The sequence below is a fragment of the Streptococcus sp. GMD6S genome (assembly GCF_000297015.1).
Map to the genome: position 1 here is coordinate 1 of NZ_AJRH01000023.1, position 15159 is coordinate 15159.

At 42.8% G+C, this 15159-nt stretch carries 15 protein-coding genes; 12 read left to right on the plus strand and 3 right to left on the minus strand.

The genetic code is table 11. The features are described from left to right. The 4 genes from GMD6S_RS05215 to GMD6S_RS05230 form a co-directional block, all read left to right on the plus strand. The coding region (locus GMD6S_RS05215; protein ID WP_000485960.1) for a hypothetical protein at positions 1–159 on the plus strand (159 nt) is incomplete at its 5' end. A 146-nt stretch (positions 160–305) separates the two neighbouring features. After that, positions 306–1364, plus strand: a complete 1059-nt coding sequence (locus GMD6S_RS05220) for an AAA family ATPase (RefSeq protein WP_008293135.1) — start codon at positions 306–308, stop codon at positions 1362–1364. A 9-nt stretch (positions 1365–1373) separates the two neighbouring features. Then, the gene (gene pnuC / locus GMD6S_RS05225; protein ID WP_000736882.1) at positions 1374–2153 is read left to right on the plus strand and encodes a nicotinamide riboside transporter PnuC; all 780 of its coding nucleotides are present in this window, start codon (positions 1374–1376) and stop codon (positions 2151–2153) included. Between the two features lies 1 nt (position 2154). Next, positions 2155–2928 (plus strand): NUDIX domain-containing protein, encoded by a 774-nt coding sequence (locus GMD6S_RS05230; protein WP_000763407.1) that lies wholly within the window; start codon positions 2155–2157, stop codon positions 2926–2928. A gap of 48 nt (positions 2929–2976) precedes the next feature. Here GMD6S_RS05230 and GMD6S_RS05235 read toward each other — a convergent pair whose 3' ends face one another. Continuing rightward, complete coding sequence (locus tag GMD6S_RS05235; RefSeq protein WP_000933129.1) at positions 2977–3207, minus strand: hypothetical protein; 231 nt, start codon at positions 3205–3207, stop codon at positions 2977–2979. A gap of 266 nt (positions 3208–3473) precedes the next feature. On the opposite strand from GMD6S_RS05235, the gene GMD6S_RS05240 reads away from it, so the two are divergent. Continuing rightward, on the plus strand, positions 3474–4157 hold the full coding sequence (locus GMD6S_RS05240) for a hypothetical protein (RefSeq protein WP_000730907.1): 684 nt from the start codon (positions 3474–3476) through the stop codon (positions 4155–4157). 64 nt (positions 4158–4221) lie between these two features. On the opposite strand, the gene dusB is transcribed toward GMD6S_RS05240, so the two are convergent. After that, positions 4222–5202: a tRNA dihydrouridine synthase DusB gene (dusB, locus tag GMD6S_RS05245; protein ID WP_000183317.1), complete on the minus strand. Its 981-nt coding sequence runs from the start codon at positions 5200–5202 to the stop codon at positions 4222–4224. After that, positions 5189–6061, minus strand: a complete 873-nt coding sequence (hslO, locus tag GMD6S_RS05250; RefSeq protein ID WP_000357830.1) for an Hsp33 family molecular chaperone HslO — start codon at positions 6059–6061, stop codon at positions 5189–5191. The genes dusB and hslO overlap by 14 nt, the downstream gene beginning before the upstream one ends. 164 nt (positions 6062–6225) lie before the next feature. On the opposite strand from hslO, the gene GMD6S_RS05255 reads away from it, so the two are divergent. The 7 genes from GMD6S_RS05255 to dltB all read left to right on the plus strand — a co-directional run bounded on the left by GMD6S_RS05255 (position 6226) and on the right by dltB (position 15151). Continuing rightward, on the plus strand, positions 6226–7653 hold the full coding sequence (locus tag GMD6S_RS05255) for a helix-turn-helix domain-containing protein (protein ID WP_000280553.1): 1428 nt from the start codon (positions 6226–6228) through the stop codon (positions 7651–7653). Positions 7654–7809: 156 nt separating this feature from the next. Beyond that, positions 7810–9318 carry a glycerol kinase GlpK gene (gene glpK / locus GMD6S_RS05260; protein ID WP_000076795.1) on the plus strand — a complete coding sequence of 503 codons (1509 nt, stop codon included), beginning with the start codon at positions 7810–7812 and terminating at the stop codon, positions 9316–9318. A 63-nt stretch (positions 9319–9381) separates the two neighbouring features. Continuing rightward, the gene (gene glpO / locus GMD6S_RS05265) at positions 9382–11208 is read left to right on the plus strand and encodes a type 1 glycerol-3-phosphate oxidase (RefSeq protein ID WP_000395894.1); all 1827 of its coding nucleotides are present in this window, start codon (positions 9382–9384) and stop codon (positions 11206–11208) included. A 70-nt stretch (positions 11209–11278) separates the two neighbouring features. Further along, positions 11279–11983: an MIP/aquaporin family protein gene (locus GMD6S_RS05270; protein ID WP_000975175.1), complete on the plus strand. Its 705-nt coding sequence runs from the start codon at positions 11279–11281 to the stop codon at positions 11981–11983. Positions 11984–12207: 224 nt separating this feature from the next. After that, positions 12208–12339, plus strand: coding sequence for a teichoic acid D-Ala incorporation-associated protein DltX (locus GMD6S_RS05275; protein ID WP_008276434.1), 132 nt, complete (start codon positions 12208–12210; stop codon positions 12337–12339). A gap of 20 nt (positions 12340–12359) precedes the next feature. Further along, positions 12360–13910 (plus strand): D-alanine--poly(phosphoribitol) ligase subunit DltA, encoded by a 1551-nt coding sequence (gene dltA / locus GMD6S_RS05280; RefSeq protein ID WP_008293142.1) that lies wholly within the window; start codon positions 12360–12362, stop codon positions 13908–13910. After that, a complete protein-coding gene (dltB, locus tag GMD6S_RS05285) occupies positions 13907–15151 on the plus strand; it encodes a D-alanyl-lipoteichoic acid biosynthesis protein DltB (RefSeq protein ID WP_000970388.1) in 1245 nt (414 codons plus the stop codon). Before dltA ends, dltB begins: the two co-directional genes overlap by 4 nt. The last annotated feature ends 8 nt before the right edge of the window (positions 15152–15159 follow it).

Here is a 15159-nt window from a genome sequence, read left to right on the forward strand (position 1 = left end):
GGTTACAATCCAGAAATGGGAGCCCGTCCACTTCGCAGAACCCTGCAAACAGAAGTGGAAGACAAGTTGGCAGAACTCCTCCTTAAGGGAGAACTGGTAGCAGGCAAGACCCTCAAGATAGGTGTTAAAGCTGGTCAATTAAAATTTGATATTGCTTAAAAATAGAGAATCAGGAGCAATCCTGATTCTTTTTTTGCTACTTTTTTATAAAAAATGATAAAAAACTATTGACAAAACAAAAATATAGTATATAATAAAAACATAGAAAATAAAAATATCAAAAATTATAAAAAGGTAAAATGTTTATGAAAAAGAAAACAGCAGTGGTATTTGGGACCTTTGCCCCTCTTCATCAGGGTCATATCGATCTGATCCAGCGAGCGAAGCGTCAGTGTGACCAGGTCTGGGTAGTCGTTTTAGGCTACGAGGGAAACCGAGGCGAGCAGGTAGGTTTAAGTCTCCAAAAACGATTTCGCTATATCCGAGAGGCTTTTCGGGATGACGAGTTGACCTCTGTCTGCAAACTGGATGAGACCAACCTTCCCCTTTACCCTATGGGCTGGCAGGAGTGGTTGGACCAGATGTTATCGGAGATTTCCTACGATGAAGCCCAGCAAGAACTGATCTTCTTTGTAGGAGAAGCAGACTACCAGCAAGAATTAGCTAAACGTGGCTTTGAGACCGTCTTGCAAGAAAGAAAGTTTGGTATCTCAGCGACTATGATTCGAGAAAATCCAAGCAAATATTGGAAATATATTGCTCAGCCCTTCCGTCGTCAGTTTACAAAGAAAGTGTTGATTATGGGAAGTGCCAGCAATGGGAAGACCACTCTAGCCAAGGATTTGGCAAGGTATTACGATGCGCCGGTTAGCCTGGAATACGCACGTGAGTACCAGATCAAAAACAATGTCCGCGACGATGAATTGACTCCAAAAGATTACTATTATCTTCTTTTAGGGCAGTATGACCAGACCTCTAAGTTAATTGACAGTAATTCCAATCGAGGTCTAGTGATAGCTGACACAAACTCCTTAGTAACCAAGGGCTACTATGATTATTACATGGAGGCTGAGGATCAAGAGGACTTATCAGGAGAAACCTTTGACAATCTCTTTGTTTCGATCTTGGCCAAGGAAAAATGGGACTTGATTCTCTTTGTGCAACCTGTCGGCTCCTATGTCAATGACGGGTTTAGAGATATGACCATGGCAGAAGACCATATTCGTCAAAGTTTTTCCCAGCATTTGGATCAGATGAGGGAGCGCTACTTAGCAAACATTCCACTAGTTTATCTAGCTGAGGATTACCTAGGCAATTATGAAGCAGCCAAAGTAGCTATTGATGCCATTTACCAAGCAGATTAGGAGAAAAATATGAAAAAACTAACTGAAAAAATCACACAATTTATCGAAAACTTTAAAAATGTCCATGCAGAAGCCCGCAAGATCGGTTTTGTAGGAACCATGCACTTGCTCTGGAAAGATCTCTTTGTCGGCCGTAGTCTTTTCCAGTGGTTGTATCTCATCGCTTTGTCAAGTGTTCCCTTGATCTTGGAATTCACGCAAAATACAGAAAGCCATGACTGGCTGAGCTTGTTTGCATCTTGGACTGGGATTGTCTGTGTTATTTTGGTAGCAGAAGGGCGTGCAAGCAATTATCTCTTTGGGGCCATTAACTCGGCTATCTATTTGATTTTAGCTATGAATGCGACTTTTTATGGCGAAGTTTTGACGACTGTTTACTTCTTTGTCATGCAGCCGATTGGTCTCTATGCTTGGCTGTCCAATCGTATCAATGACCAAGGAAAACCAGAAGAATCCCACTTTGAAGCTAAGAAATTATCTGTACTTGACTGGCTCAAGTACTTGATCTTGACTGCCATCATCTGGATTGGTATGGGCTTGGCTTATCAAAGTATCCATAGCGCTCGCCCTTTCCGTGATAGTGTAACCGATGCGACCAATGGTGTTGGTCAGCTCTTGATGACACGTCTCTACCGTGAACAATGGATTTTCTGGATTGCAACCAATCTCTTTAGTATCTACCTCTGGTGGGGTGAGAATATCCACATCCAAGGGATGTACTGGGTTTACACGCTCAACAGTCTAGTAGGTTGGTACCAATGGACCAAGGCAGTTCGAAAGGAGGCATAAGATGGCAGACATAAAGATTCCAACAGGAATGACGGAAAAAGAATATTTTGAAATTCATGCAAGTCAAGAGGAGTTTTTAGACTGGTATTACAAGCAAGAACTCCCTCAATATGAAAAGCCAAGTGTGACGGTAGATATGGTAGCCTACTGCTTTGTCGAAGGAAAAATTAAGCTTCTGTTGATCCGTCGCAAGGCCCACCCTTATCAAAACTGTTTGGCTCTGGTTGGAGGCTTTATGGATAAGGGAGAGGATGCTGCGCATGCCTGTCAACGCGAGGTGAGAGAAGAAGTCAATCTCGATCTTCCTTTAGAAAAAATCGAGCAATTGCTGACCGTATCGACTCCTGGTCGTGACCCACGTGGCTGGACAGTGACCATCGCCCACTTGGTTTATTTGCCTAGTCGTGCATTAGACCTCGTTCAGGCTGGAGACGATGCTAAGGATGTGGTTTTTGTAGATGTGGATTTTCGGACGGGCAAGTGCTTCCTAGAGGGAGTAGAGTTGGAGGAGAGAGCCTTCGCCTTTGACCATTATGCCATTATCCAAGAATCCATCAAACGCATCCAAGGCCGTCTCGACTGGAATCCGACCTTCCTTTATCTGCTGGAAGAGGAGTTCACTGTCTACGAAGGAACTGAACTGGTCAATCTCATCAACCCAGGTCGGCCCATCGTCAGCAATAACTTTCTCGTAAAATACGGCGAATATGTAGAAGAAGTCGGACTCAAACGAGTTCCTAAAAAGAAACCAAGAAAAACCTATCGATTGAAATAAAAAACGAGGCCGGGAACTTTTCCCGACCTTTTTATTTATCATCATTTTTTATGAATGGCTATCTTTCTTAGGATTACTCAACATGTGAGTAAAGAAGTCTTTATATCGATACTTGAGATAGTTCTCGTGCAAAAATAACAAAGCGATATAAACAATCAAAAAGATTGTAGTCAGATAGAAGACATCAAATGCAGTTCGCGCATAGTAAGTGGCTGATTGATAAGAGCCAATAGCTCCCAAAATCAACCAAGGAAGATACTTGTAATACTTATTTAGCATAAGAGTGCACCTCCTATATTCTATTTCAATGTTATTATATTCCTTTATCTAATGCAATGCAAGCGATTACACAAAAGCGATGCAAAAAATAGGACTCTAATCTAAGAAATTTTCTATTTTTTCGTTTCAATTACGAATAGAAATAGTAGAGAGAAATTTTTTTAAAATAGTTTCTCTAAATAGTTGACAGATTCAAAGCCCAATGTTACAATTATATTACAAAAAGATTTCTTAACATTTCAAAAATGTTACAAAGGAGTAGAAAAATGAAAAAGAAAACCTATATCAAATTGATGGCAGCGACTGTATTGGCTTCTACCTTGCTACTGGGAGCTTGTGGAAATAAAAACGAAACCACTCAAACCAGCAGCTCTGCCAAGACAAGTCAATCATCAAGTTCTAAAGCAGCTTCTTCTAGCAAAGAAAGCAAGACACAAAAATCTTCAAGCTCAGCTTCATCTGAAAAGGCTCAGGCATCTTCTGGTCAGTCTTCTACAACGGCAGATCAGTCACAAGCGAAACCAGCACCTGAATCAAGACAAGAACAAGCAGCTCCTAGTCAACAAGCCCCATCTCAGGCACCTTCAACTCAGCAAGGTTCTCAAGCCCAGTCTAACCAGTCAGGCTATGATCCAACAACTGACCGCCAACTTCAAGACAAGCAAGCAGAACACAACAAACGCTACAAGGGTGTTTTAACCATGGTCGATGGTGATTTCTCAGCAGCTGCAGGCAACTGGAAGGGAGCAAATGGCGAAACTATTACGGTTTCATCAGGGGGCCAATTTACAGTAGAAACTGCAGATGGAAAGAAAGAAAACTATTCTATCAGAGGCTATTCTTACACTCTTGATGATGGCAAGTATAATGCCAAAATCGGTGGCGGAAAAATCATCCAAATTACAACAGGTGCGGATGGTAAAGTTTCGAGCGTTGCCTTGATTCAATAATAGTACCTAGGTTTTCCTAGGATCTAAAAAACCGTAAACTCCAAGTGAGTTACGGTTTTTTCTATTATGCTTTGTCTAATTGCAAGAGGGCTTCAATCTCTGCTAGGGTGCTAGCTTGTGAAATGGCTCCACGAAGTTTGGCAGCGCCAGATGTCCCCCGGAGGTAGTGAGGAGCGAGGCCGCGGAATTCACGAACGGCTACGTTTTCTCCTTTGAGGTTAATCAAGCGTTTCAAATGTTCGTAGGCGATTTTCATCTTGTCTTCAAAAGTCAAATCAGGGAGAATTTCTCCTGTTTCAAAGTAGTGGTTGATTTGATTGAAGAGGTAGGGATTTCCCATGGCTGCGCGACCAATCATGACAGCGTCAGCCCCGACTTCTTCGATACGCTGTTTGGCTTCTTGGACAGTGCGGATGTCACCGTTGGCGATGAATGGAATCTTGGTCAAAGCTTGAGCAACCTTGTGAAGGGTCTCAAGGTCTGCGTGACCTGTGTACATTTGTTCACGGGTACGGCCGTGCATAGCGAGGGCAGAGACACCTGCAGCCTCAGCAGCGAGAGCATTCTCCACGGCTAGGGATGGATCAGACCAGCCTGTACGCATTTTGACAGTGAGGGGGATATCAAGGACAGATTGGACCTTGTTGATAATAGAGTAGATCTTGTCTGGATCCTTGAGCCACATAGCGCCAGCTTCGTTTTTCACGATTTTGTTAACTGGGCAGCCCATGTTGATATCGACGATATCAGTCTTGGTGTTTTCCTGGATGAATTCTGCTGCGCGTGCGAGGCTGTCTTCGTCGCTACCAAAGAGTTGGATAGAAACGGGGTTTTCGCCTTCATCGATGTGAAGCATGTGTAGAGTTTTTTCGTTGTTGTATTGGATCCCCTTGTCAGAGACCATTTCCATTACAACGAGTCCAGCTCCGAGCTCTTTTGCGATGGTACGAAAGGCTGAGTTGGTGACACCAGCCATGGGTGCTAAAACGGTACGATTGGGAATCTCAACATTGCCAATCATAAAAGGTGTATTAAGATTTGTCACGAATGAGTTCCTCCAGGTCGTTTTCATTAAAGTTATAAGTTGTTTGGCAGAATTGACAAGTGATTTCTGCCCCGTGGTCTTCCTCTTTCATTTCTTCAAGGTCTGAGCTTGGAAGGCTGGCAAGAGCGTTCATAAAACGGTCTTTGCTGCAGTCACATTGGAAACGGATTTCTTCTTCAGATAGACGTTTGTAAGATTCGTCACCATAGATGGCCTTGAGAAGGGCTTCGATATGGTCATCGCTTTCTAGAAGGGTTGAGATGGCTGGCATTTCTTGAATGCGTTTTTCAAAGCGGGCAATCTCTTCTTCCTTGGCCCCTGGCAATACTTGGAGAAGGAAACCTCCGGCAACTTTGACCTTGTCGTCTTTATCCAAAAGAACATTGAGGCCGACTGCTGAAGGGGTTTGTTGGCTTTCAGTAAGGTAATAGGCCAAGTCTTCACCGATTTCCCCAGAGATGAGAGGAGTCATGGAGTTGTAGGGATTTCCAGTACCATAGTCTGTGATAACGAGGAATTGACCGTTTCCAACAAAAGGTCCGACTAGAACTTCACCAGTTGCAGTCTTTTTGATGTCAACACCTGGATTTTGAACGTAGCCTTTGACATTTCCCTTGGTATCTGCGACCGTGATGATGGCACCGAGAGAGCTCGTTCCAAGAACTTTTACAGTAATCTTGGTATTTCCTTTTTCATTGGCTGCGAGAATTTGGCTAGCGATAAGGGCACGACCAAGTGCAACAGTCGAACTGGCTTGAGTTTGATGTTTTTCTTGAGCAGTGCGGACGGTTTCAGTGCTATCAAGGACAAAAGCACGAAAGGCTCCGCTTTCTGATATAGTTTTAATAATTTTATCCATAGCTACTATTTTAGCATAAAAATGCCCAAAGGGGGAGCCGTGTGTTTGCTGTTTCTCTGAAATAATGACGAGGAAATCAGCTTTAAAATAAAATGAGAAACAGATTATTTCAGCATTTCTAAGATTTATGCTATGCTTGTAGGAGAAAATGAAAGGGGTAACAAATGTATTTAGGTGATTTGATGGAAAAAGCAGAATCTGGTCAATTTTTTGTCCTTTCCTTTCTATTACAAGATTCGCAGACAACAGTCAAGAAAGCCATGGAAGAAACAGGATTTTCAAAGGCGACCTTAACCAAGTATATCTCTCTGATTAACGAAAATGCCTTGGAAAGAGGACTAGAGCTGACCATCCACTTGGAAGATGAAAATCTGCGTTTGTCGGTTGGTGCAGCTACCAAGGGGAGAGAGATTCGGAGCTTGTTTCTAGACAATGCCATTAAGTACCAAATTTTGGTTTACCTTCTTTATCACCAACAGTTTCTAGCTCATCAGTTGGCTCAAGAATTGATGATTAGCGAGGCCACGCTTGGTCGCCATTTGTCTAGCTTGAATCATATTTTGTCAGAGTTTGATTTATCCATCCAAAATGGTCGTTGGCGAGGTCCAGAGCATCAGATTCGTTACTTTTATTTCTGCCTTTTCCGCAAGGTCTGGTCCAGTCAGGAGTGGGAAAGTCATATGCAGAAAGCTGAGAGAAAGCAGGATATTGCTACTCTAGAAGAAATCTGCGGTGCTAGCTTGTCTTCAGGTCAGAAATTGGACTTGGTTCTCTGGGCTCATATCAGTCAACAGCGTCTTCGGGTCAATGCCTGTCAGTTTCAAGTCATAGAAGAAAAAATGCAGGGGTATTTTGACAATATTTTCTACCTTCGTTTGCTTCGAAAGGCTCCGTCCTTTTTTGCTGGGCAACACATCCCTTTAGGAACTGAGGATGGTGAGATGATGATATTCTTTTCATTTCTCCTTTCCCATCGTATTCTTCCTCTTCATACTATGGAGTATATTCTTGGTTTTGGAGGGCAATTAGCCGATTTGCTGACGCAATTGATTCAAGAAATGAAGAAGGAGGAGTTGCTGGGGGACTACACAGAGGACCATGTCACCTATGAACTCAGCCAGCTCTGCGGTCAAGTTTATCTATACAAGGGCTATGTTTTACAAGATCAGTACAGATACCAGACGGAGAATCGCCATCCTTATTTGCTGATGGAGCATGATTTTAGAGGGACTGCAGAGAGAATTTTTCATATTTTGCCAGCCTTTCATCAGGGAACCGACCTGGATAAGAAAATTCTCTGGGAATGGCTTCAGTTGATAGAGTATATGGCAGAAAATGGTGGCCAACATATGAGGATTGGTCTGGATTTGACATCTGGTTTCCTTGTCTTTTCTAGGATGGCTGCCATTTTGAAACGGTATTTGGAATACAATCGTTTTATTGCCATTGAAGCCTATGACCCCAGTCGACATTATGATTTGTTGATTACCAACAATCCGATTCATAAGAAAGAACAGACTCCGGTCTATTATTTAAAAAATGATTTGGATATGGAAGATTTGGCGAAGATTCGTCAGATGCTCTTTGCTTAAAAGGCCTGAATTCTCAGGTCTTTTTTGTGAAATTCGCACAATCTCCTCACTTTTTTTTAAAATTTTAAAAAAATTGATAAACAAGAAAACGCTTTATTTTGTATACTAGTTACTGTAAAGAGGAACCCCCTCAAGATTTTATCAGGAGGACAGCACATGTCACAAGAAAAATACATCATGGCTATTGACCAAGGAACTACTAGTTCTCGTGCCATCATTTTTAACAAAAAAGGAGAAAAGGTCAGTTCTAGTCAAAAAGAGTTCACTCAGATTTTCCCTCAAGCAGGTTGGGTAGAGCATAATGCCAATGAAATTTGGAACTCTGTTCAGTCAGTTATTGCGGGTGCTTTCATCGAAAGTGGTGTGAAACCAAGTCAAATCGAGGCAATCGGAATTACCAACCAACGTGAAACTACTGTCGTCTGGGATAAGAAAACAGGACTCCCTATCTACAATGCTATCGTTTGGCAATCACGCCAAACTGCCCCTCTGGCTGAGCAACTGAAAAGCCAAGGTTATGTGGAAAAATTCCATGAAAAGACTGGTTTGATCATTGATGCTTACTTCTCAGCGACTAAGGTTCGTTGGATTTTGGATCATGTAGAAGGTGCTCAAGAGCGAGCAGAAAAGGGTGAATTGCTCTTTGGTACCATTGATACTTGGTTGGTTTGGAAATTGACTGACGGCGCAGCTCACGTGACCGACTACTCAAACGCAGCTCGTACCATGCTCTATAACATCAAGGATCTTAAATGGGACGACGAGATTTTGGAAATCCTTAATATTCCTAAGGCTATGCTTCCAGAAGTTCGTTCTAACTCTGAAATCTACGGCAAGACAGCTCCATTCCATTTCTACGGTGGAGAAGTTCCAATCTCTGGTATGGCTGGTGACCAGCAGGCAGCTCTCTTTGGACAGTTAGCTTTTGAGCCTGGCATGGTTAAAAATACCTACGGAACTGGTTCCTTCATCATCATGAACACTGGTGAAGAGATGCAGTTGTCTGAAAACAACCTCTTGACAACGATTGGTTATGGTATTAACGGCAAGGTTTACTATGCTTTGGAAGGTTCTATCTTCATCGCAGGAAGTGCCATTCAATGGCTTCGTGACGGTCTTCGCATGGTGGAAAACTCACCAGAGTCTGAAAAATATGCTCTCAATTCTCACAATAATGACGAAGTCTATGTCGTACCTGCCTTTACAGGACTAGGGGCACCATACTGGAACCAAAACGCTCGAGGATCTGTCTTTGGCTTGACTCGTGGAACAACTAAAGAAGACTTTATCAAGGCGACTTTGCAATCTATCGCTTATCAAGTCCGTGATATCATTGACACCATGCAAGTGGATGCGCAGACAGCGATCCAAGTCTTGAAGGTAGATGGTGGTGCAGCCATGAACAACTTCCTCATGCAGTTCCAAGCTGACATCTTGGGAATTGATATCGCACGCGCTAAAAACTTGGAAACAACTGCCCTAGGTGCAGCCTTCCTAGCAGGATTGTCAGTGGGCTACTGGAAGAACTTGGATGAGTTGAAACTCTTGAACGAGACAGGAGAACTCTTCGAACCATCCATGAACGAATCTCGTAAGGAACAACTTTATAAGGGCTGGAAGAAGGCTGTGAAAGCAACGCAAGTCTTTGCGGAAATCGACGACTAATACTGTTTCTTGATGCAATTATCAGTTTAATAATGAAACGACTCAGTTAGAAAGTGTGTAAATATGGAATTTTCAAAGAAAACACGTGAATTGTCAATTAAAAAAATGCAGGAACGCACCTTGGATCTCTTGATTATTGGTGGAGGGATTACAGGAGCTGGTGTAGCTTTGCAGGCAGCAGCTAGTGGTCTTGACACTGGTTTGATTGAAATGCAGGACTTCGCAGAAGGAACATCCAGCCGATCAACAAAATTGGTCCACGGAGGTCTGCGTTACCTCAAACAATTCGACGTAGAAGTGGTATCAGATACAGTTTCTGAACGTGCGGTGGTTCAACAAATCGCTCCACATATTCCAAAACCAGATCCAATGCTCTTGCCAGTTTACGATGAAGATGGAGCGACCTTTAGCCTCTTCCGTCTCAAAGTAGCCATGGACTTATACGACCTTTTGGCAGGTGTTAGCAACACGCCAGCTGCTAACAAGGTCTTGAGCAAAGAAGAAGTCTTGGAACGCCAGCCAAACTTGAAAAAAGAAGGCTTGGTAGGAGGTGGGGTTTACCTTGACTTCCGTAATAACGATGCGCGTCTCGTGATTGAAAACATCAAACGTGCCAACCAAGACGGTGCCCTCATTGCCAACCATGTTAAGGCAGAAGGTTTCCTCTTTGACGAAAGTGGCAAGATTACAGGTGTTGTAGCTCGTGATTTGTTGACAGACCAAGTCTTTGAAATCAAGGCTCGTCTGGTTATCAATACGACAGGTCCTTGGAGTGACAAGGTACGTAATTTATCTAATAAGGGAACGCAATTCTCACAAATGCGTCCAACCAAGGGAGTTCACTTGGTAGTGGATTCAAGTAAGATCAAGGTTTCACAGCCAGTTTACTTTGACACAGGCTTGGGAGATGGCCGGATGGTCTTTGTTCTCCCACGTGAAAACAAGACCTATTTTGGTACAACCGATACAGACTACACAGGTGATTTGGAACATCCAAAAGTGACGCAGGAAGATGTGGATTATCTACTTGGCATTGTCAACAATCGCTTCCCAGAAGCCAACATCACCATTGATGATATCGAAAGTAGCTGGGCAGGTCTTCGTCCATTGATTGCAGGCAATAGCGCTTCTGACTACAATGGCGGAAATAACGGGACCATTAGCGACGAAAGCTTCAATAGCTTGATTGCGACTGTCGAGGCTTATCTATCTAAAGAAAAATCGCGTGAAGATGTTGAATCTGCTGTCAGCAAGCTTGAAAGCAGCACATCTGAGAAACATTTGGACCCATCTGCCGTTTCACGTGGTTCGAGCTTGGACCGTGATGACAATGGCCTGTTGACCCTTGCTGGTGGTAAAATCACAGACTACCGTAAGATGGCTGAAGGGGCTATGGAGCGCGTGGTTGATATCCTCAAAGCAGAATTTGACCGTAGCTTTAAACTGATCAACTCGAAGACTTATCCTGTTTCAGGTGGAGAATTGAACCCAGCAAATGTGGACTCAGAAATTGAGGCCTTTGCTCAACTTGGAGTTTCACGTGGTTTGGATAGCAAGGAAGCTCACTATCTTGCAAATCTTTACGGTTCAAATGCACCGAAGGTCTTCGCCCTTGCTCACAGCTTGGAACAGGCGCCAGGACTCAGCTTGGCAGACACCTTGTCCCTTCACTATGCAATGCGCAATGAATTGGCTCTTAGCCCAGTTGACTTCCTCCTTCGTCGTACCAACCACATGCTCTTTATGCGTGATAGTTTAGATAGCATCGTTGAGCCAGTTCTGGATGAAATGGGACGATTCTATGATTGGACCGAAGAAGAAAAAGCAGCCTACCGTGCGGATGTTGAAGCAGCACTTGCTAACAACGATTTAGCGGCATTAAAAAATTAAGAAAAACTAGAAGAGAGGGAGGTAAGCTTTCCTTGCCTTCTCTCTCCTTCTTTTAAATGGAGACAACGATATGATGAAAGAATTATTTGGAGAATTTTTGGGGACTTTGATCCTTATCCTCCTAGGAAATGGTGTTGTAGCAGGTGTGGTTCTTCCCAAAACCAAGAGTAACAATTCAGGATGGATCGTCATCACGATGGGATGGGGGATCGCCGTTGCGGTTGCCGTCTTTGTATCTGGCAAACTTAGTCCTGCACACTTAAACCCAGCTGTGACGTTTGGTGTAGCCTTAAAAGGTGACTTGCCTTGGGCTTCGGTATTCCCATATATCCTAGCTCAGTTCGCTGGAGCGATGGTGGCTCAAATTTTAGTTTGGTTGCAATTCAAACCACACTATGAGGTAGAAGAAAATGCAGGAAATATCCTAGCGACCTTTAGTACTGGACCAGCAATCAAGAACATAGTATCCAACTTGGTTAGCGAAATCCTTGGAACCTTTGTTTTGCTCTTGACAATCTTTGCCTTGGGACTCTATGACCTTCAGGCAGGATTAGGGACCTTTGCAGTGGGGACCTTGATTGTCGGTATCGGTCTTTCACTAGGTGGGACAACGGGTTATGCCTTGAACCCAGCTCGTGACCTTGGACCTCGTATCATGCACAGCATTCTTCCAATTCCAAACAAGGGAGATGGAGACTGGTCTTATGCTTGGATTCCTGTTGTAGGACCTATTGTTGGTGCGGCCTTAGCAGTTCTCGTATTTTCACTTTTCTAAGATAAAAGAGTTATTGGCAACAGAGTTTGAGATGGAAATCTCAGGCTCTTTTTTGATGGCCAAAACATTAATATTTTAACTTATCTTAAAATAAGCTAAAACCAATTTTTAAGTTATGGTAAACAGTTGAAAAAAAGGTTGATAAAGTGGTAAAATGTTAGGAAGATAAGATGCTAACAATACATACTGATAGTTAATAGAAATAATATATTAATGGATAGCTTATGAAAAAACAACGAAATTTACATGTATTCTTAGGCCGGACGGCTCTATATTTTGTAATCTTACTTGGTTTACTTTATTTTTTTAGTTACCTTGGTCAGAGTCAAGGCACCTTTATTTATAATGAGTTCTAGTTTAAAGGAGAAGAGGAACAGTGTCTAATAAACCGATAAAAGATATGATTGAAACGATTGAGCACTTTGCTCAAACGCAACCAACATATCCTGTCTACAATGTTTTAGGTCAAGAACATACTTATGGTGAACTGAAGGCTGATTCGGATAGTTTGGCTGCAGCTATCGACCAACTAGGCTTGCCTGAGAAATCTCCAGTCGTCGTTTTTGGTGGTCAGGAATATGAGATGTTGGCTACCTTTGTAGCGCTAACTAAGTCAGGTCATGCCTACATTCCAATTGACAGCCATTCGGCCTTGGAACGAGTTTCTGCTATTGTAGAAGTTGCAGAGCCAAGCTTGATTATTGCTATCTCAGATTTTCCATTAGAGCAAACTAGCACACCGATGCTGAATTTAGAGCAAGTCCATGAAGCTTTTGCTCAAGCTTCTAGCTACGAGATGACCCATCCAGTCAAGGGAGATGACAACTACTACATCATCTTTACTTCTGGTACGACTGGTAAGCCTAAGGGAGTGCAGATCTCCCATGATAATCTCCTCAGCTTTACCAACTGGATGATTACAGATAAGGAATTTGCGACACCAAGTCGTCCACAAATGCTGGCTCAGCCCCCTTATTCTTTTGATCTATCTGTCATGTATTGGGCACCGACCTTGGCACTGGGTGGCACGCTTTTTGCTCTTCCTTCAGCCATTACTCAGGACTTCAAAAAACTCTTTGCGACGATTTTTTCCTTGCCCATTGCTATCTGGACCTCAACACCATCCTTTGCAGATATGGCCATGTTGTCAGAAGACTTTAACAGTGAGAAAATGCCAGGAATCACGCATTTCTACTTTGATGGTGAAGAATTGACAGTCAAAACAGCTCAAAAACTACGCGAGCGATTCCCAAATGCCCGTATTATCAATGCCTACGGACCAACAGAAGCGACAGTAGCCCTGTCAGCAGTTGCCGTCACTGATGAGATGTTGACGACTCTCAAACGCCTGCCAATCGGCTATACTAAGGCGGATTCTCCGACCTTTATCATTGATGAGGAAGGTAAGAAAGTTCCAAATGGTGAGCAGGGAGAAATCATCGTTTCTGGACCAGCTGTTTCAAAAGGCTATATGAACAATCCTGAAAAAACGGCAGAAGCTTTCTTTGAGTTCGAAGGTCTTTCGGCCTATCACACAGGGGATGTAGGAACTATGACAGATGAGGGCTTGCTTCTCTATGGTGGACGCATGGATTTCCAGATTAAGTTTAATGGTTATCGCATTGAGCTGGAAGATGTCTCTCAAAACCTCAACAAGTCTCGCTTTATCGAGTCGGCTGTTGCTGTCCCACGTTATAACAAGGACCACAAGGTACAAAATCTACTGGCCTATGTCATCCTAAAAGACGGTGTCCGTCAGCAGTTTGAGCGTGATATCGATATTACCAAGGCTATCAAGGAAGACCTAGCAGATATCATGATGTCCTATATGATGCCGTCTAAGTTTCTCTATCGAGACAGTTTACCACTAACGCCTAATGGTAAAATTGATATCAAGGGCTTGATTAACGAGGTAAACAGTAGATGATGGAGCTTTATAAACAGCTACCTCATTTGGAACCTTATGGTGATCTTCAGTACTTTTTATACGTAATTGCTGCGACTTTACCTATCTTTATTGGTCTTTTTTTCAAGAAACGTTTTGCCTTGTACGAGGTGCTCGTTAGTCTCTTCTTTATCGTCACCATGTTGGTCGGTGGAAAGACGAATCAAATAATCGCTCTTATCCTTTATGTTATCTGGCAAGTACTTCTTGTATCTTTCTACAAAAGGTACAGGAAACAACGGGATAGTAAATGGATATTTTACCTAGTTAGCTTTTTATCCCTATTGCCAATCGTCTTTGTGAAAGTATCTCCTGCTATTCATGGACCTCAATCTTTGTTTGGATTTTTAGGGATTTCTTACTTGACCTTTCGTGCAGTTGGGGTTATCGTTGAGTTGAGAGACGGTGTCATCAAGGAATTAACGATCTGGCAATTCTTACGTTTTCTTCTCTTTATGCCGACTTTCTCAAGTGGTCCCATTGATCGTTTTAAACGCTTCAATGAAAATTACGAGACCATTCCTGAGCGGGATGAGCTGATGGATATGCTAGAAGAGGCTGTCAAATATATCATGCTTGGCTTCCTCTACAAGTTTATCTTGGCTCACATTTTAGGAGAGACATTATTGCCTCCGCTGAAAAATTTGGCCTTGCAGACAGGTGGTTTCTTTAACCTCTACGCTTTAGCGGTCATGTACACCTTTGGTCTGGAGCTCTTCTTTGACTTTGCGGGCTACTCTATGTTTGCCTTAGCCATTTCAAACTTGATGGGGATTCATAGTCCTATCAACTTTAACAAGCCCTTTTTGTCAAGGGATTTAAAAGAGTTTTGGAATCGCTGGCACATGAGTCTGTCTTTCTGGTTCCGTGATTTTGTCTTTATGCGGATGGTCATGGTGTTGACCAGAAAGAAGGTCTTTAAAAATCGCAATGTGACCTCAAGTGTAGCCTATATTCTCAATATGCTGATTATGGGATTTTGGCATGGTGTGACCTGGTACTATATCGCCTACGGGCTTTTTCATGGGATTGGGCTAGTCATCAATGACGCTTGGGTTCGTAAGAAAAAAGCGCTCAATAAAGAACGGAAAAAAGCTGGAAAGGGTTCCTTACCTGAGAATCGCTGGATTCAGTTACTTGGCATGGTTGTCACCTTCCATGTCGTGATGGTTTCATTCTTAATCTTTTCTGGATTTTTGAATGATTTATGGTTTAAAAAATAAAAGGATGT

Coding starts and splice junctions, on each gene's coding strand:
- GMD6S_RS05220 (WP_008293135.1), top strand. CDS start 306: ATGAAAAAGAAAACAGCAGTGGTATTTGGGACCTTTGCCCCTCTTCAT.
- pnuC (WP_000736882.1), top strand. CDS start 1,374: ATGAAAAAACTAACTGAAAAAATCACACAATTTATCGAAAACTTTAAA.
- GMD6S_RS05230 (WP_000763407.1), top strand. CDS start 2,155: ATGGCAGACATAAAGATTCCAACAGGAATGACGGAAAAAGAATATTTT.
- GMD6S_RS05235 (WP_000933129.1), bottom strand. CDS start 3,207: ATGCTAAATAAGTATTACAAGTATCTTCCTTGGTTGATTTTGGGAGCT.
- GMD6S_RS05240 (WP_000730907.1), top strand. CDS start 3,474: ATGAAAAAGAAAACCTATATCAAATTGATGGCAGCGACTGTATTGGCT.
- hslO (WP_000357830.1), bottom strand. CDS start 6,061: ATGGATAAAATTATTAAAACTATATCAGAAAGCGGAGCCTTTCGTGCT.
- GMD6S_RS05255 (WP_000280553.1), top strand. CDS start 6,226: ATGTATTTAGGTGATTTGATGGAAAAAGCAGAATCTGGTCAATTTTTT.
- glpK (WP_000076795.1), top strand. CDS start 7,810: ATGTCACAAGAAAAATACATCATGGCTATTGACCAAGGAACTACTAGT.
- glpO (WP_000395894.1), top strand. CDS start 9,382: ATGGAATTTTCAAAGAAAACACGTGAATTGTCAATTAAAAAAATGCAG.
- GMD6S_RS05270 (WP_000975175.1), top strand. CDS start 11,279: ATGATGAAAGAATTATTTGGAGAATTTTTGGGGACTTTGATCCTTATC.
- GMD6S_RS05275 (WP_008276434.1), top strand. CDS start 12,208: ATGAAAAAACAACGAAATTTACATGTATTCTTAGGCCGGACGGCTCTA.
- dltB (WP_000970388.1), top strand. CDS start 13,907: ATGATGGAGCTTTATAAACAGCTACCTCATTTGGAACCTTATGGTGAT.